Origin of the sequence: Sporofaciens sp. JLR.KK001 (assembly GCF_036941055.1) — a bacterium.
In the GTDB taxonomy this organism is placed as follows: Bacteria; Bacillota; Clostridia; order Lachnospirales; family Lachnospiraceae; genus Sporofaciens.
In genome coordinates, this window is record NZ_JAYMNO010000001.1 from 3,865,783 (window position 1) to 3,883,133 (window position 17,351).

General features: G+C 50.3%; 14 protein-coding genes. 1 reads left to right on the top strand and 13 read right to left on the bottom strand.

What is annotated here, in order from left to right:
- Positions 1-35: 35 nt before the first annotated feature.
- The 8 genes from ilvD to VSQ62_RS19620 form a co-directional block, all read right to left on the bottom strand.
- Positions 36-1,706, bottom strand: coding sequence for a dihydroxy-acid dehydratase (ilvD, locus tag VSQ62_RS19585; protein WP_334636460.1), 1,671 nt, complete (start codon positions 1,704-1,706; stop codon positions 36-38).
- Positions 1,696-2,805 (bottom strand): 3-isopropylmalate dehydrogenase, encoded by a 1,110-nt coding sequence (leuB, locus tag VSQ62_RS19590; protein WP_334636461.1) that lies wholly within the window; start codon positions 2,803-2,805, stop codon positions 1,696-1,698. The genes ilvD and leuB overlap by 11 nt, the downstream gene beginning before the upstream one ends.
- Positions 2,806-2,979: 174 nt before the next feature.
- Positions 2,980-3,825 carry a class B sortase gene (locus VSQ62_RS19595; protein ID WP_334636462.1) on the bottom strand — a complete coding sequence of 282 codons (846 nt, stop codon included), beginning with the start codon at positions 3,823-3,825 and terminating at the stop codon, positions 2,980-2,982.
- A gap of 106 nt (positions 3,826-3,931) precedes the next feature.
- Positions 3,932-5,026, bottom strand: a complete 1,095-nt coding sequence (locus VSQ62_RS19600) for a M23 family metallopeptidase (RefSeq protein WP_502957772.1) — start codon at positions 5,024-5,026, stop codon at positions 3,932-3,934.
- 126 nt (positions 5,027-5,152) lie between these two features.
- Positions 5,153-7,417: a glycogen/starch/alpha-glucan phosphorylase gene (locus VSQ62_RS19605; RefSeq protein ID WP_334636463.1), complete on the bottom strand. Its 2,265-nt coding sequence runs from the start codon at positions 7,415-7,417 to the stop codon at positions 5,153-5,155.
- A gap of 153 nt (positions 7,418-7,570) precedes the next feature.
- Positions 7,571-7,876, bottom strand: a complete 306-nt coding sequence (gene yajC, locus VSQ62_RS19610; RefSeq protein WP_334636464.1) for a preprotein translocase subunit YajC — start codon at positions 7,874-7,876, stop codon at positions 7,571-7,573.
- Positions 7,877-8,021: 145 nt separating this feature from the next.
- Positions 8,022-9,149 carry a tRNA guanosine(34) transglycosylase Tgt gene (gene tgt, locus VSQ62_RS19615; protein WP_334636465.1) on the bottom strand — a complete coding sequence of 376 codons (1,128 nt, stop codon included), beginning with the start codon at positions 9,147-9,149 and terminating at the stop codon, positions 8,022-8,024.
- Between the two features lie 23 nt (positions 9,150-9,172).
- A complete protein-coding gene (locus tag VSQ62_RS19620) occupies positions 9,173-11,119 on the bottom strand; it encodes a L,D-transpeptidase family protein (protein ID WP_334636466.1) in 1,947 nt (648 codons plus the stop codon).
- A gap of 217 nt (positions 11,120-11,336) precedes the next feature.
- Between VSQ62_RS19620 and aroC the strand changes: the two genes are divergently transcribed.
- Positions 11,337-12,452 (top strand): chorismate synthase, encoded by a 1,116-nt coding sequence (aroC, locus tag VSQ62_RS19625; RefSeq protein WP_334636467.1) that lies wholly within the window; start codon positions 11,337-11,339, stop codon positions 12,450-12,452.
- A gap of 48 nt (positions 12,453-12,500) precedes the next feature.
- On the opposite strand, the gene VSQ62_RS19630 is transcribed toward aroC, so the two are convergent.
- From VSQ62_RS19630 to VSQ62_RS19650, 5 genes are all read right to left on the bottom strand, one after another.
- Positions 12,501-14,846 (bottom strand): ABC transporter permease, encoded by a 2,346-nt coding sequence (locus tag VSQ62_RS19630; RefSeq protein ID WP_334636468.1) that lies wholly within the window; start codon positions 14,844-14,846, stop codon positions 12,501-12,503.
- 1 nt (position 14,847) lies between these two features.
- Positions 14,848-15,606: an ABC transporter ATP-binding protein gene (locus VSQ62_RS19635; protein WP_334636470.1), complete on the bottom strand. Its 759-nt coding sequence runs from the start codon at positions 15,604-15,606 to the stop codon at positions 14,848-14,850.
- 357 nt (positions 15,607-15,963) lie between these two features.
- On the bottom strand, positions 15,964-16,761 hold the full coding sequence (locus VSQ62_RS19640; protein ID WP_334636471.1) for a peptidoglycan recognition protein family protein: 798 nt from the start codon (positions 16,759-16,761) through the stop codon (positions 15,964-15,966).
- 67 nt (positions 16,762-16,828) lie between these two features.
- Complete coding sequence (locus VSQ62_RS19645) at positions 16,829-17,113, bottom strand: phage holin family protein (RefSeq protein ID WP_334636472.1); 285 nt, start codon at positions 17,111-17,113, stop codon at positions 16,829-16,831.
- Between the two features lies 1 nt (position 17,114).
- Positions 17,115-17,324: a hypothetical protein gene (locus VSQ62_RS19650; RefSeq protein ID WP_334636473.1), complete on the bottom strand. Its 210-nt coding sequence runs from the start codon at positions 17,322-17,324 to the stop codon at positions 17,115-17,117.
- Positions 17,325-17,351 lie beyond the last annotated feature (27 nt).

Consider the following 17,351-nt stretch of genomic DNA (forward strand, 5'->3'; position numbering starts at 1 on the left):
CATTCTCCTGTTCTCTATATTGTATATCTTGGTCCTTACTTTCCCGGAACAGTGAGGATCGCTCCTCTGTTGCCGGATGTTACCATAGACGCATATCTCGCCAGATAACCGGTCGTAACCTTCGGCTCTCTCGGCTGCCATGCCTGTCTTCTTTTCTCAAGCTCTTCGTCGGATACTGCAAGCGTAAGAGAGAGATTCGGGATATCGATCTTGATGATATCTCCCTCTTCCACTAACGCAATGGGTCCGCCCACTGCCGCCTCCGGAGATACGTGTCCGATAGACGCCCCTCTGGATGCGCCGCTGAAGCGTCCGTCCGTGATCAGCGCCACGCTGGAGCCAAGCCCCATACCCGCGATCGCCGAGGTAGGATTAAGCATCTCTCTCATACCAGGGCCTCCCTTCGGCCCCTCATAGCGGATTACGACCACGTCTCCCGCCACGATCTTGCCGCCCTTGATGGCGTCGATCGCGTCCTCCTCACAGTCGAATACTCTCGCCGGACCTTCATGCACCAGCATCTCTTCTACCACTGCAGAACGCTTCACAACACTGCCGTCCGGCGCAAGATTACCCTTCAATACGGCAAGCCCTCCGGTCGGCGTATAAGGATTCTCGACAGGCCGGATCACTTCCGGATCCTTGTTGACCGCATCCTTGATATTCTCCCCTACAGTCTTGCCCGTAACGGTCATACAATCCGTATAGAGCAGGTTCTTCTTATTCAGCTCTGCCATAACCGCATAGACGCCGCCCGCTTCATTCAGATCCTCCATATATGTGGGACCTGCCGGTGCAAGATGGCAGAGGTTCGGTGTCTTCTCACTGATGCCGTTCGCGAAATCAATCTCAAAATCCATACCTATTTCATGAGCGATCGCCGGCAGATGCAGCATACTGTTGGTAGAGCATCCAAGCGCCATATCTACGGTGAGGGCATTCAGGACCGCCTTCTCAGTCATGATATCCCTTGGGCAGATGTTCTTCTCCCACAGCTCCATCACCTTCATGCCTGCCTGCTTGGCAAGACGGATCCTTGCGGAATGGACAGCCGGAATCGTTCCGTTGCCGCCAAGGCCCATTCCAAGGACCTCCGTCAGACAGTTCATACTGTTCGCCGTATACATACCGGAACAAGAACCGCAGGTTGGGCAGGTCTTATTCTCGAATTCACACAGATCCTCATCAGAGATCAGGCCCGCCGCGTTCGCTCCTACTGCCTCGAACATACTGGAAAGGCTCGTCTTCTTTCCCTTCACATGGCCTGCGAGCATCGGACCGCCGCTTACGAAGATGGTCGGCACATTGATCCTTGCCGCCGCCATCAGAAGCCCCGGCACATTCTTATCACAGTTCGGCACCATCACCAACGCGTCAAACTGGTGCGCGATTGCCATCGCCTCTGTAGAATCCGCGATCAGATCCCTCGTTACCAGCGAATACTTCATACCGAGATGTCCCATGGCAATCCCGTCGCATACGGCAATGGCCGGGAATACGATCGGCGTACCGCCCGCCATGGCTACTCCCTGCTTTACTGCATTGACGATCTTGTCCAGGTTCATGTGTCCCGGAACTATCTCATTATAGGAGCTTACGATCCCAACCAAAGGACGCTCCATCTCCTCCGGTGTAAGCCCTAACGCGTTGAATAAAGAACGGTGGGGCGCCTGCTGTTTTCCCTTTGTAACTGTATCACTTCTCATAATAATCCCCTTTCTGCTCGATATATCCTGCGATCAGATCGCCCATCTTCTCTGTACCGACCTGTTCTTTCCCGTCAGACATAATGTCAATCGTCCGGTATCCTTCCTCCAACACCTTCGCAACTGCCCGCTCGATAGCGTCTGCTTCCTTATCCAGATCGAAACTGAACTTAAGCATCATCGCCGCAGACAATATCGTCGCGATCGGATTAGCAATGCCTTTGCCTGCAATATCGGGCGCCGAGCCGCCGCTTGGCTCATACAGACCGAACTTCGTCTCATTCAGGCTTGCGCTGGCAAGCATTCCGATAGAACCGGTCACCATACTCGCCTCGTCCGATAATATGTCTCCGAACATATTCTCCGTCAGGATTACGTCGAACTGCTTCGGATCTTTGACCAACTGCATGGCACAGTTATCCACCAGCATATGCTCTAATGTCACCTCCGGATAATCTGCCGCCACTTCCTCCACGACCTTCCTCCACAGCCTGGAAGAATCCAGGACATTCGCCTTGTCCACGCTGGTTACCTTCTTCCTGCGCTTCATGGCAATATCAAATCCGCGTCTCGCGATCCTGCGGATCTCATTCTCATTATATGTAAGAGAATCATACGCCGTCATAACTCCGTCCTCGCTGACGGTCTTGCGTTCTCCGAAATACAGGCCTCCGGTCAGCTCCCTCATGATCATCATATCAAATCCGCCCGCTGTGATCTCTTCCTTCAAAGGGCATGCTCCTTTCAGTTCATCATAGAGCACCGCCGGTCTTAAGTTGGCAAAAAGATTCAGCTCCTTGCGGATTCTCAAGAGCCCCGCCTCCGGTCTCTTTGACGGTTCTAACTGATACCACGGCGATGTCTTCGCGTCCCCTCCTATGGATCCCATCAATACTGCGTCACAGTTCTTCGCCTCTGCCACCGTATCATCGGTCAGCGGCACGCCGTGCACATCGATAGAAGCGCCGCCCATCAAGAGCTGCGTATAATCACAGGTATGTCCATAGACTTCTGATATCTTATCAAGCACCTTCATGGCTTCTGTTACAATCTCCGGTCCGATTCCGTCACCTTTGATCACTCCGATTTTCAGATTCATATTCCTCTTCCTTCCTCTTCTTATGTTCCATTTTCTCATCCGTTAAAAACTTTAACATCTATAATATCGCATTTCAGAGCATGTTTCAAGACTTTAATTGGCTAAATTGCATTCTGCCCCTTCAGCTTCCGGCTCGGCCGCACCTTCTGTCCCTGCGGCTTCAGACTGCACAGATCAGGACGGACTCTTCCTCTCTGCGGCTTCCGCCCCGGCCACATTCTCCCCTTCTGGTTCGGCCGTTCCCGCCGCAGGATGCGTCTCTCCCCGAACTCCAATGATAAACAGCCGGTTCGTAGGATTGGACGTACATGTTGACAAGGTAATCAGGCAATCCTGCTCTGTAGGCGTATATTGATCGTTGAAATACGCCGGTGAAAGCCCTATATTCCTGACGTCGCTTAAAAACTGATTCCTGCCCTCCGGTGTCTCCAGCGGGTAACTCGCCGGAATATACCGGTCGTCAAACCACCGCGCCGCATAGATATGGTATTTGATCGCCTTATCCGGCATGTAGACATTGATCTCCGAGTGTTCCCTGAAAAACTGTTCGTTGTCGAAACTGTGAAGGCTTCCGAACATGGATCCGTCCTTCATGTTATGCCCGTAGATCACCGTATTAAAATCCGTAAATTCCTGGCTGTTGATATTCTCCGTATAGATCGAGCCCGGAAGCCCCGCCGTTCTCTGAAGCGTCGTATTCAGATAATCCACGCTTCCGTCCGCACTCTGGAGAATCGGATAAGAGACTTGCGTCCCCGGGATCTCTATGTATGCGTATACATCCGGATTCTGCGCCTTCAATGCAGCGAAATCCACCGGGATATCGACCGGCTCCGGCTGCGGCTCAGGTTCTGGCTCGGGCTCAGGCTCTTCCGCCGGCTCAGGTTCCTTAGGCTTCTCCACCTTCTTCGTCTGTACCGGCTCTTCCTTCTTCAAGAATACTTTGCCGCCTATGGCCCCCGCTAAAACTACGACCAATACTGCCAGAATGATAATCTCGACCTTCTTAAATTTTCCCACAATCATCCTCTCCTTTTACATGAATCTCATGACAGCTCCTTAATAATATAAACTTTAAAGCTTCTATTATCAAGTCCTAATGAAATTTATGTTATATTTAATCAAATCATCTGGCAGCCGCAGGGTCCTTAATCCGGTAACTCCGGACCCATTCCTTGGTCTCATCGTTCCTTGTCACCTCCGACTGATGCTGATATAAGAATCTGACCAATTCATAGCAGCTTACCCAGATCTCATTGTTCCCGTCACGCTGCGACTCATCGAATATCAGCTGCAATCCGAAATGGAGATGGTATTCATCAATATTATTAACGTTCTCTTCCTTGCTGTACCCGGTCCTGCCGATATACCCGATCACATCTCCCGCCTGCACGACAGCCCCTTTCTTCAACCCTTCTGCGTAAGGGCGGTCCTGCCTGAGATGTGCGTAATAATAGTATCGTTTCCCGTCAAAACTGTTGATCCCGACGCGCCATCCGCCGTACTGATTCCATCCAAGCTCCGCCACATATCCTGATTCCACCGCGATCACAGGCGTGCCTACCTGCCCCATCATATCATGCCCCAGATGATTCCTCCGATAACCGTACGTCCTGGACACTCCGAAATCATCATAATCCGAATAGGGAAAGCTCTTCGCGATCGGATGAAACGCCTTTAAGCCATACACTCTTTTCATCCTTTTATCTGCCCCTGCTTCTTTGGACACAGGCCTGGCAGCTTCCTCCGTCTCATACTCGCCCACCATCCCGTCCAGTACCGCGCCATACGCTTCCCGATAATAGGCATAATACTGCATATCCGAAGCTAGCTCCGCTATCGTCTTCTCCCCATTTATCAGCATCTTCGCCATATCTTCCAGATCCTGTTCCCGATATCCGCTAAAATCCCCGCCGTATCTCGCTCCCAGATAGGCCAGCAGATCCACCCAGTTCAGGTGCACTTCCTTCTCATATGTATCCAGATCATACTGATATGCCCGCTTCATGGCCTCGCAGGTCACATTGAATTCCACCCATTTTATATAATCCTTTTCGCCTTCCGCCTCCGGTTCGTCCTCATTTTCACTGCCTGTGCCCGGTCCCCGCATCGCCGCCTTGCCGCTCATATACGAGAGCGTCCCCTCGTCCTTTGGCGCCCATCGCATGCCTGCCGCGACGATTGCCATGCATAGGAGCAATACAGCCGTATGTCTCTTCATAGGCGCAAATCCTCACTTTACATCCCTTTACATTCACCTTATGCGGTTTGCCTGCATTCCATTCCTAAGGCAATATTGGGGACATAGTAAAAATCAATTTTACTATGTCCCCAATCGATCATATATTTATTTCAGATGCCAGATATCCTTATTGTAGTCTGCGATCGTCCTGTCAGATGAGAAATATCCCGCCTTCGCGATATTCACCAGCATCTTCCTGCTCCATGCCTTCCGGTCTGCATAATCCTCATAAGCACGGTTCTTCACCGCAATATATTCTTTCAGATCCAGAAGCGTCATAAACCAGTCTTTATAGATCAACTCTGCATGGATCTGCAGCAGGTGATAAGGATCGCCGATCTTCATCATCTCCGGGCTGATGATAAAGTTCACCAACGCACGGATCTGCTCATCCTCAATATAATAATCCGCCGCACGGTAATCACTCTTCGCGTAATGTTCAATCACCTGTTCGCTGGATTCACCGAAGATATAGATATTCTCATCCCCTACCAGCTCATGGATCTCAACATTGGCCCCGTCTTCCGTACCAAGAGTCACAGCGCCGTTCAGCATGAACTTCATATTGCCGGTTCCCGACGCCTCCTTGGACGCCAGAGAGATCTGCTCGGAGATATCGCATGCCGGAATCAGGTGCTCCGCCATAGTTACATTGTAGTTCTCCACCATTACGACCTTCAGATACGGAGAAACATCCGGATCCTTGTCGATCAATTCCTGCAGGCACAGGATCAGGTGGATGATATCCTTCGCAATGGCATACGCTGGCGCCGCCTTCGCCCCGAAGATCATGGTAATCGGCGTTGCCGGTTTCTTCCCGGCCTTGATCTCCAGATATTTGTAGATCACATACAGTGCGTTCATCTGCTGACGCTTGTACTCATGCAGACGCTTCACCTGGATATCGAAGATAGAATCCGGATTCAGCTCTAACCCTTGCGTCTCCTTCAAGTATTCTGCAAGCTGTACCTTCTTCGTATGCTTCACATCCAGAAGCTTCTCAAGCGCAATGTCACTGTCTATATGACGCATAAGCTTTTCAAGCTTATTCGCATCCTTCTTAAAGTCCTCTTCCACATATCCGCTGATCCACTGAACCAACTCCTTATTACAGTGCAGAAGCCATCTGCGGAAGGTAATACCGTTGGTCTTGTTGTTGAATTTCTCCGGATAAATGTCATAGAACGGCTTCAGTTCTGAATTCTTCAAAATCTCCGTATGTAGCGCCGCCACACCGTTGACACTGTATCCGAAATGGATATCCATATTGGCCATATGCACCCTGTTCTGTCCGTCTATAATGGCAACTCTCGGATCTCTGTGCCTTCCCTTCATACGTGCATCCAGATCCTTGATGATCGGCACGATCTGAGGCGCAACCTGCTCCAGGTAATCGAGCGGCCATTTCTCCAACGCTTCTGCGAGGATGGTATGATTCGTATAAGCACAGGTCTTCTGGACGATCTCGATCGCCTCGTTGAAGTCAACCTGCCTCTGAACCAGCAGGCGGATCAGTTCAGGGATCACCATAGACGGATGGGTGTCATTGATCTGGATCGCCACATGCTCATGAAGCTTGCGAAGATCATAACCCTTGTCCTCACATTCCTTGAGAATTAACTGCGCGCCGTTCGAAACCATAAAATACTGTTGGTAGATGCGTAGCAGGTTCCCCGCCCAGTCACTGTCGTCCGGGTATAAGAAGAGCGTCAGATTCCTGCCGATATCTCTCTTGTCAAACGATATCCCGTCTCCGATGATACTCTCATCCACACCCTCCACATCAAACAGATGCAGTTTATTCTTGCCGTTCTCATAACCTGCCACATCAATATCATAGAGCTTCGATGTCAGGGTGAAATCCTTGAACGGCACCTGGAAACGGATACCGGTATCTTCAAGCCAGGATTCCGATTCGATCCATGGGTTCGGAACCTCCTTCTGCTTATTCGCCTCGAATACCTGACGGAACAGTCCCATATGATAATTCAGCCCGATTCCGTCTCCGTTAAGTCCCAGAGTTGCGATAGAATCCAGGAAACATGCCGCAAGCCTTCCAAGTCCGCCGTTCCCTAATGACGGCTCCGGCTCTGCCTCCTCAATCCTTGATAACTCTTTCCCGTTCTTCTGAAGCAGCTCAGCAACCTCATCGTAGATCCCAAGATTAATCAGATTATTAGACAGCAGCTTTCCTATCAAAAACTCTGCGGAAATATAATATAACTTCTTATCTCCCGTAATATCCGGCGTTTCTTTTAATTTTTCCTTGGTGTACGCAAGCAGGGCATAGTATAGTTCCTGATCGCTTGCATCCTGTAAACTTTTTCCAAATTTTGTCTGAATCAGAGCAGTTAACTCATTTTCTATCATACTCTTCCTCCATTCATCTTATATAAATTTGTCCACCTCTTACTTTATCACAACTTACTCCCAATGTCTAACAGGATTGGCAATTTTTTCACATTTCTGTCCTAAAAGAAAAACGTGCCGCCGGAATCCTCCGCACAACACGTCCGTTCTCTCTTATTCTGCTGCCGCCTTCTCCACCTGGGCAATCGCCGCCTTCTGCATCGGAATACGGCAATTCCGGTTGCTTCCAAATTCAACGATCACATCGCTGTCGCTGATGTCGATGATCACTCCGTAAAAACCGCTTGTAGTAAGCACGGTATCCCCCACTTCTATGTCGGCGATCATGGCCTGAACCCTCTTCTGCTCCTTCTTCTGCGGTCTCAGGAAAATAAAGTAAAAACCGCCGAAAATAACTGCATATACAACGATCAGTAATGCCCAGCTTCCTCCTGCGCTCTGCGTAGCTAATGCGTACATAATCCTTCCTCCTATAAATATCTGTAATAAAACACTGTTCCTATCATACACAATAATCCGTCATTCATCAAGCAATTTCGGTTTATTTTATATTCTTTTTCGAATCTCGGCGCAACAGCTTTGGCAAGCCGCTCTGTCATATACTTCACATCCCCTGCATACCTGCAAGCTTCCCTGCCTTATATTCCTGATAGTTCCCTTCGTCGATCGCCTGACGGATCTCCTCCATCATCGTATTGTAGAAATATAGATTATGGAGCACACACAGCCTCATGCCCAGCATCTCCTTCGCCTTCAGCAGATGTCTGATATAGGCCCTGGAATAGGTTCTGCACGCCGGACACTGACAGCCCTCCTCGATCGGACCCTCATCCAGCTCATACTTCGCATTGAACAGATTGAGCTTCCCCTGGTTGGTATACACATGCCCGTGCCGTCCGTTGCGGCTCGGATATACACAGTCGAAGAAGTCCACTCCCCGCTCCACAGCCTCCAGGATATTGGCGGGAGTTCCCACTCCCATCAGATAGACCGGCTTATTCACCGGGAGATGCGGCACCACCGCATCCAGGATACGATACATATCCTCATGTGATTCCCCAACCGCCAAACCACCGATTGCATACCCGTCAAGGTCAAGCTCCCTAATCTGCTGCGCATGGCGGATACGGATATCCTCATAGATGCCGCCCTGGTTGATCCCAAATAACATCTGCTTGGGGTTGATGGTGTCCGGAAGCTGGTTCAGGCGCTCCATCTCAGCCTTGCAGCGGACAAGCCACCTTGCCGTCCTCTCCACGGAATTCTCAATATAATCCCTGTCCGCCACGCTGGACGGACACTCGTCAAATGCCATAGCAATCGTGGACGCCAGATTCGACTGAATCCGCATACTCTCCTCCGGACCCATGAATATCTTACGCCCGTCGATATGGGAATGAAAATACACTCCCTCTTCCTTGATTCTTCTTAAGCCTGCCAGAGAAAAGACCTGGAACCCTCCCGAATCCGTCAGGATCGGCTTGTCCCAAACCATAAACTTATGAAGCCCTCCTAGCTTCTTCACCACCTCGTCGCCCGGACGGACATGAAGATGATAAGTGTTGGAAAGCTCCACCTGAGTCTTTATCTCCCGAAGATCCGTTGTAGACACGGCGCCCTTGATGGCCGCCGCAGTTCCCACATTCATAAATACAGGGGTCTCAACGACCCCATGTACAGTATGCAATCTTCCTCTTTTGGCAAGGCCGTCTCTTTTTAATAATTCATACATGGCCTTCTCCTCTTTATCTCTGCTTAATAGTGACACACAACCGGGATTCCTGCGGATATCAGATTATACAACTGCGCCGCGACGTCATACGGCAGGTTTACACACCCATGAGAACCATGGGTCTGGTAACGGCTTCCTCCAAATGCTGACTGCCATGTCGCATCATGGAACCCAATCCCCCCGTTAAACGGCATCCAATACTTCACCGGCGTCTCATACTCATACGTGCCGTCCGGCCTCTTCGTGCCCCTAAGTGTCTGATCCAGCGCCTTATATGCCAGCGTATACACTCCCTGGGGCGTAGCGTTCCCTTTGTTAGGATTACCCGTAACGCAAGGGGACTGCAGCACCACCTGTCCGTTCTGGATAAAATAAATATGCTGCGCCGACAGATCGACCTCCGCATAAGTACCTCCCACGTCATTGCCCGCATGGCTGGCCGCGCGGCTGGCATAATTCGCTTCCCTCGTCACAGTCTCACCGTTCTGAATATTAGCGATCAACGCATTATACTCCGCTTCCTGGTCGATCAGCCATCCGTAACTGCCGCCCTCTACCGTCACGACATTCCCTGTAGCCGTCGTAAAGCTCCTGGGCCGCCCCTTGGTATTATATTTATCAGCCAAGGACTGAACATATGCCCTGACCTGCGCTTCATCGAATGTCACGTTCATATCGCCGTCTACCCTGACCCACTGAGAGATCACCGACGCGTCTACGACTTCCGTATTCGGATTGAAATCATAAGTAATGTTCGCGCGGAGATAGCTGTTCATCGCATCCTTCGCTGCCAGTACCTCCGGTGAATCCGACTTAAACCTTGGCATCACATAGCATCCCGTATCCGACAGGTTCAGCGTCGGCTGGAATCCATTGATCGCCTCCGCAATCTTCGCGTTGAATACTTCCGGATTGATCTGTGTCCCGATCACCTCCGGCACCACCCCGAACTGTCCTTCCTGGAATTCCGGCCGGGCATCCACAGGAGGCGTCTGATTCTCCGGATTCATACAGTTAAGGCCCGCCGTCACCGCCGCGAGCGCCGCTTCGTCATACTTCACACCGATCTTGGAATCGATCTTCGGATGCTCCCAGATAGACTTCGGCCACAGAAGATTATCCTGATCCTCCATAAGCTTCTCAAGCTGTTCCCCGGCAATATATTCGATCGCAATATCATCGCCGTTGATCTGCTCTTTACTGCCGTCAGACTCTTCAAGAGTCAGTGTATAATCTGACACCTGCTTCTTCATATAGGCTTCTACCTGCTCCACATCCTTAAAAGCAAAATCCATCCCGTTAATCTCTGTAAAGAACAGAAAATGGCTGCTAAAATACACCGCAAATCCCGCATATACCAGCACCAACAAACCGACCACGCTTCCAAGCGCGATCAACGCTATCTTTGCTCCCTTATTCTTCTTACTCTTCTTTCCCATCTCATCCTCTTTGTAATCGTCGAAATCTTCCATCCTCTTCTCCCTGCGTCTCCTCCTGCTGCCAGTCTGGTCTGTATCAAAAGTAATCTCTGGCGCATCAGCCTCCAGAGACTCGCTCTTCACACTTCTGCCGGGTTCTTCCTCTAAAGATCTCTTCTTACTGCTCTTTGTTGTTCCTTCATTCTGGACCTCGCTCTTCCTTCGCTTCTTCTGTCCCTCTTCCAAAGAGTTCTTCTCTTCCTGTACCTTCTTCTTGCGGGGGCTGCCGTCACCATTGGCCCTCTTCCCGCTCTTCTTACGTTCTATAGAATCACCAGATAAAGATTCTCCTGTCTTTCGCTTCTTCGGATCACCCGTCTGCGGCTTCCTTCTGACAGCCTTCGAAGAATCTCCCTCCCTCCTCTTCAGAGTCTTAGCTGTTCCGTCTGCTCCAGAAATATGGTCATGAGAAGATATATCAGCGCCGTCAGGGCGCACTTTACGAGCCTTCTTTTTACGTGGAATTTCATAATCTTCATCCCTGTTACTCATTAACCTTACTCCTCTGAAAAATTTTCACACTTATACATTATAATATGCATATATTCAAAAGTACAGGAAAATCAACGAAAAAAATAATGAAGATTTCCTGAAGTTATTGCATCTTTATTACAAATATATTACAACTACTTTTCTCTTTTCTCTTCCATGTAACAAGAGTATATGCTAAAATATTCCAAACTAAAACTTAAGAAGGAGACTTTCATCTATGGCTGGATCAACTTATGGAACCGCATTTTCAATCACAACCTGGGGAGAATCCCACGGACCGGCAATCGGCGCAGTCATCGACGGATGCCCCGCCGGACTAACCCTGTCCGAAGAAGATATACAGAGATTCTTAGACCGCAGGAAACCCGGTCAGAACAAATATACTACCGCAAGAAATGAATCCGATAAGATAGAGATACTCTCCGGCATCTTTGAAGGGAAGACTACCGGAACGCCCATCTCCCTGCTGGTCCGCAATCAGGACCAGCGCTCCAGGGATTACGGCAGGATCAGGGAATGTTACCGTCCGGGGCATGCCGACTACACCTTTGACGCCAAGTACGGATTCCGGGACTACCGGGGAGGCGGCCGGTCTTCCGGGCGGGAGACCATCGGACGCGTTGCCGCCGGAGCCGTGGCATCCAGGCTCCTGCAGCAGCTTGGGATCCGTATCACCGCCTACACCAAGGCGATCGGCAATATTGAAGTACCGGAATCTGATTACGACTACGGATGCATCCTCACCAACCCGCTGTACATGCCTAATAACAGCTACGCCGAAGCTGCCGCTGATTATCTGGACAACTGTATCCATAAACAGGACTCCTCCGGCGGTATGATCGAATGTGTGATCGACGGTATGCCCGCCGGAGTCGGCGAGCCCGTATTCAACAAGCTGGATGCGAACCTTGCCAGGGCCGTGATGTCTATCGGCGCAGTAAAAGGCGTGGAGATCGGCGATGGTTTCGCGGTTACCTGTGCAGCAGGCAGTTCGAATAATGACGCCTTCTGCGCCGATGAAGGTCATATCTCAAAGAAGACCAATCATGCCGGCGGAACTCTCGGCGGTATAAGCGACGGAAGCCGGATCATCCTTCGGGCCGCGGTCAAGCCCACCCCTTCCATCTCGCAGGAACAGGAAACAGTGGACCAGAAAGGCAAAAACACAAGCCTTATCATTACCGGACGCCATGACCCGGTGATCGTACCAAGAGCCGTCGTCGTCGTCGAATCCATGGCGGCAGTCACAATTGCAGACCTGCTGATCGCGAATCTGTCATCCCGGATGGAATATCTGGAACAATTCTATCAAAGATATACTCACAGCCGATAAAATCTGCCGTGAGTGCCGCGCCGGCCGCCGCTGCAACGGCGGCAGCCTCTACTCTCCGGCAAGCAGCGCTCTCGGAGTAATCTTTTTGATACCAAGCGACAGCAGGCACGCTATCCCGAAAATGAATAAGATCAGTCCAAACCCTGCCGCAGTGATGAATCCGGCCGGAACGGCAAAGGTACATTTTACAATGCCGATTTCCTTTAAAAACAGTGCCATCAGCGGATTGATCACAACGGCGCTGACCATGATCCCTATAAGCGTAGATATGATGACCGCAGGCATAAAGCAAAGCGCCGTCTGCAAGATCAACTGCCCTGTCGTGAATCCGAGAGCCTTCAAGACGCCGTAATCCCGTTTCCGGCTCGTCAGCATCGTCCGGACAAGGAGATAGAGCACGAACGCAACGACGATTCCGCTTAATACCAGGATCGCGGCATCTATGATCGTCATCAAAGAAACATAGACAGCCGACGATCCTTCCACCACCGCCAGAACATTTACAGACGTATTGATCTGCTCTCCAAAACGGCTGCTCACCTTCTCATTGAATGCATCTATGTCCGTCCCTTCTGTGAGATTGATATAGTAATCTGCATTCTGGAATTCGCCCATCTGCGCATAACCTGCACGGGTCAGCAGGCAGTCCTTCCCCAGATTATTGCTGATCTGCGTAAACCCAGAGATGATATATTCTGCCTCTTTCCCTTCCGCAGTAAGCGTAATCTCATCTCCTACCTTAAGCCCTTTCTCTCCCGCATACTTTACGGCAATAGCCGTCTCGTTCTCATACCTGGGAAATCTTCCTTCAATACAGACATTCTGGTTGTTTACATCCGAGAAATCGTCCGACATGGTTGCCATCAGCGCGATCCCTCCCTTATGGCGCACTTCCTCCGAGTGATACAGATAGACCTTCTCAACGCATTCCTGTTCCCGCATCCACTGCAGGATGTCATCCTCAGCCTCGATTCTGACACTGATACAGGAATCCGCCGTCTCTCCTACGATCAATTGGATAAAAGGCTCCATATCAACGATCATATTCTCTGCCATAACTCCCGTAAAGACCACTATTAGAGAGAGTACCAGCATCGTAATGCACACCGTGACATTCTGTTTGATCCCGGAGAGAGCCGTCTTAAGGGCGAGAGCCATAGAAAGGGGCGCCCGGGTATCCGCAAGCGGAACATGATTGCGCCTGAAATTATGTGTTTGAACTCCCTGACGCAGCGCGGTGATCGGTTCGATCTTCTTGATCCTGCGCGCCGCAAGCCACACCGCAAGAGCAACAACTCCGCCCGCCGTTACGGCTGTGATCACAAAGGGGAGAATCAGGAACCTGACCTCGTACGGAATGCCGGTCTGAGATATCATCATATCGTTGACCGCCGGGAACAAGGCATAGGACAATCCAATCCCGGCAAAAGCCGTAATCAATGTAATTCCCACAAACTGCATCAGCAAAGCCAGGACGATCTGCCTGCTCTTATAACCGATGGCCTTCAGCGCGCCCAGATTCTTCATATTCTCCTGGATATAGTGGATCACATTGGAAGATATCACCACCAGCGCGATCAATAGGACCAAGAATGCCATTGCACTGACGATTCCTGCACAGATCATCTGTGAAATATATCTGGTAGACGACACCAGCGTATAAGAATTGCTCAGCATACGGATATCCGGGTAGCGCGAAGATACCGCATTCTTAAGAGCAGCTTCATAATCTTCGCTTTGTGCTCTGTCGCGGATCCTTACCGACGCCAGCATAGAACCGAGCGCATATCCCTTCTCTTCAAGCTCCTGATACAGGTCCTCTGTGAGTAACAGAGCGCTCATACTGCAATTGTGTGAACCCGCCATAACACTGTTAAGGAATCCGCATACCGTATAGCTTACCTCGCTGCTCCCAATTGTAATATGGATCCTGTCTCCCACCGAATATCCGCCTTCCATGCCGTAGATCATGGGAAGATAGACTCCGCTTGTGTATGCGCCCTCCTCCACGATCTCGATCTTCCCGATCGGACGTTTCAGAGCGGCCTCTTTTTCAAGGATCACAAATTCCGTATTGACTTCCCCTTCATTATAAGGAAATGAACCCACCATGCATAACGCGTCGTCCATATAATATTCGGTTGTATCTTCGTCTTCTTCGATCGTTTCCCTGACATAATCTCTAAGCTCGTTTGCCTCACCGTTCAACACAAGAGTTACATGCTCGGCGTTGAGCCTGTCGTGACAGCGGTCGAAATTACTCTTATAATCCATGGCCAATATCAGCCACAGGTTCAGCATAGCAGACGCCGCCAATAGCAGCACAAGGATCGCCGCCGTCTGCGCCTTCGACCTGCGAAGATTGGCACGCGCGATCAACAGACTTCTTCTCATGCTACCACCCCATTTCTGCAAGGAACGCCGACAGCTCTTCATGCCTCTTCCCGTCCCCGTGCACATATCTGCCCAGATTGCATTCTCCTAAGATCACTCCGTCCTTCAGATACAAGATACGGTTGCCGCGGCGCGCCGAACGCATATCGTGAGTCACCATGACCACACTCTGTCCCTGTTCGTTAAACCCGGTAAGCATATCAAGGACGTCAAGCCCCGTCTTAGAATTAAGCGCGCCCGTAGGCTCGTCGGCAAATAAGATCTGGGGAGAATTAATCAGCGCCCGGACAATTCCGACCCGCTGCGCTTCCCCGCCGGAGATCTGCGTGGGGAATTTCCTCTGAGTCTCCGGGGAGATGCCTACCGCCTCGAATAACTCTTTCGCACGCCCGGCCAGCGCCTTCTTATCCTTGCTCACAAGCAGCCCCGCCGCCAGTACATTGTCCATAATACTCATCCCGTCGATCAGATAGATCTGCTGGAACACAAATCCGCAATGCCTGCGCCTGAACACCGCAAGTCCATCCTGACTCAGATCCGATATATCCTCGTCTCCGAATGTGATCGTGCCAAGCGTCGGCGTATCCATTCCTGAGAGTGCATATAAAAGCGTTGATTTCCCCGCGCCGCTCGCCCCCATGATCACGGTGAAATCCCCCCTGTAAAGTTCAAGATCAATGTTCCGAAGAACATGCTGCAGCGCCCCGCCGCTGGAAAATGATTTGCTCAGGCTGTCAGTCTTCAATAATATATCCTTCATACCGTAAAACCTCCCTTCTAACACCTCCTATCTTACCCTTCTAATTCTTAAATGACTTTAGGTAATCCTTAAATATTCCTTAAATATTATATGCGAAAACTGCGTATTTCCGCTATATTTGTCGCTAACGTGTCACTAACCGTTCATTTTAATGTGTGACAGTTTAGATGATTTTACCACAGAATACTTTACTTATCTATCATAAAATCAAGTAGGATATTTATTGATGTCGAAATTTGATGTTCGATATTCCTGGCATCTTCACAGGACAACCCCTATACTATGTAAGTGGGGTTCTGAACAGAAGAAACGGCCGTTATGCTCTCCCGGACCGGCATAACGGCCGCTTCTCTCTTTCTATGACAACCCGAGCAGCTTACTCCACGTCTTCGGACCCACAATACCGTCTGCAACAAGACCTTTTGCCTTCTGGTATGCCATAACTGCGGCCTTGGTCTTAACTCCAAAATCACCGTCAACATTCCCGCAGTCAAAACCAAGAGAGTTCAATTTGCGCTGCAGCCATCTGGTGATATTTCCAGAAGCTCCCTTCTTGATCATCGGGCATCCTGCCAGCGTAATCGGCCCTGCTATGTTATCGACCTTCTGAGCACTAAAGCCCTGTCGGTTGCATTCCGCCTGAAGCTCTGCGATAGATCCAGGAGCCTGGACTGGTACTTTATCACTGACCGCCGTCACATGTATTACACCGTTCGCCTTAGCACCGGCTATCTCATCAAATGGGAAGAAACTGCCGGGACAGGTGGTCGGCGTGACGTCCTTGTGTTTCTTTACGGTCGATATGCCGTACTTTGCTTTCAGATGCGCGACCAGTTCCTTACCTGCTTTCTTCTGGGCATCCGGCATCGTCCGCTCCACATCATAATCACCCTCAAAACAGATCCCTATAGAATCCGAATTTCCTCCGGACGCATGTGCGCCGACAGTGTTATCCGGCCGGCCTTCCCAGATCGTACCGTCCTTTGTGATGTAATAGTGGTATCCGATACCGGCCCAACCATTATTTAAGTGGCATGCATGACATTGATATACACTGAATTTCTCCGCATCTGCATGATGCAGAACAATACATCTGGTACTCTTCCTTACTGACAACGAATTTCTAAATTGTAAACTTGGTTTCTGAATGTTCATATTCTTCTCCTTCCTGCCGGGCTCTTGCGCCGGCGCAAAAAGAGGACGCCGTTACACGTCCTCAACATCATTTCTTTCCCGGTAAACTCCCATCCTTATCCAACAGATTCCGCAGCATCTCATACAATCCCGTACTGGCCAGACCAGAGATCATACCGCCAAGTACGACCATTGCATTGATCCCGGTCTCCAAATTGATCAGGACATTGACAATGAGTCCCATCGTTAACGCCGCCAACGGGATATACTTGTTCGGGAACCAGACAAACGCCGTCTTAAGGGCGTAGCCTACGCACAGGCAGATTCCCAAGGTCAACAGGTTCACATATTCAAATAAGTATGTAAGATCCATATTATTCCACCTTCCCTTCCAGATCCTCAATCCGATGGTTCGCCACCTTCATCTTCTCTTCCAAAAGAAAGGTCCTTTCCACCACCGAATTATGCTTCTCAACCTTCTTTTCCAACTGCTCTATCCTGTACTTGATCAACTGCGTACCGCCGAAGCTCCCCGCCAGCGTCCCGATCAGGGACAGGATAGCAACCACAATCGTATCCTGCATAACATAACACCTCACTATATCGTTTTC

Excerpts from the sequence above, each read along its gene's own strand:
- ilvD (WP_334636460.1), bottom strand. The coding sequence starts at position 1,706 with ATGAGAAGTGATACAGTTACAAAGGGAAAACAGCAGGCGCCCCACCGT.
- leuB (WP_334636461.1), bottom strand. The coding sequence starts at position 2,805 with ATGAATCTGAAAATCGGAGTGATCAAAGGTGACGGAATCGGACCGGAG.
- VSQ62_RS19600 (WP_502957772.1), bottom strand. The coding sequence starts at position 5,026 with ATGAAGAGACATACGGCTGTATTGCTCCTATGCATGGCAATCGTCGCG.
- VSQ62_RS19605 (WP_334636463.1), bottom strand. The coding sequence starts at position 7,417 with ATGATAGAAAATGAGTTAACTGCTCTGATTCAGACAAAATTTGGAAAA.
- yajC (WP_334636464.1), bottom strand. The coding sequence starts at position 7,876 with ATGTACGCATTAGCTACGCAGAGCGCAGGAGGAAGCTGGGCATTACTG.
- tgt (WP_334636465.1), bottom strand. The coding sequence starts at position 9,149 with ATGTATGAATTATTAAAAAGAGACGGCCTTGCCAAAAGAGGAAGATTG.
- VSQ62_RS19620 (WP_334636466.1), bottom strand. The coding sequence starts at position 11,119 with ATGAGTAACAGGGATGAAGATTATGAAATTCCACGTAAAAAGAAGGCT.
- aroC (WP_334636467.1), top strand. The coding sequence starts at position 11,337 with ATGGCTGGATCAACTTATGGAACCGCATTTTCAATCACAACCTGGGGA.
- VSQ62_RS19630 (WP_334636468.1), bottom strand. The coding sequence starts at position 14,846 with ATGAGAAGAAGTCTGTTGATCGCGCGTGCCAATCTTCGCAGGTCGAAG.
- VSQ62_RS19635 (WP_334636470.1), bottom strand. The coding sequence starts at position 15,606 with ATGAAGGATATATTATTGAAGACTGACAGCCTGAGCAAATCATTTTCC.
- VSQ62_RS19640 (WP_334636471.1), bottom strand. The coding sequence starts at position 16,761 with ATGAACATTCAGAAACCAAGTTTACAATTTAGAAATTCGTTGTCAGTA.
- VSQ62_RS19645 (WP_334636472.1), bottom strand. The coding sequence starts at position 17,113 with ATGGATCTTACATACTTATTTGAATATGTGAACCTGTTGACCTTGGGA.
- VSQ62_RS19650 (WP_334636473.1), bottom strand. The coding sequence starts at position 17,324 with ATGCAGGATACGATTGTGGTTGCTATCCTGTCCCTGATCGGGACGCTG.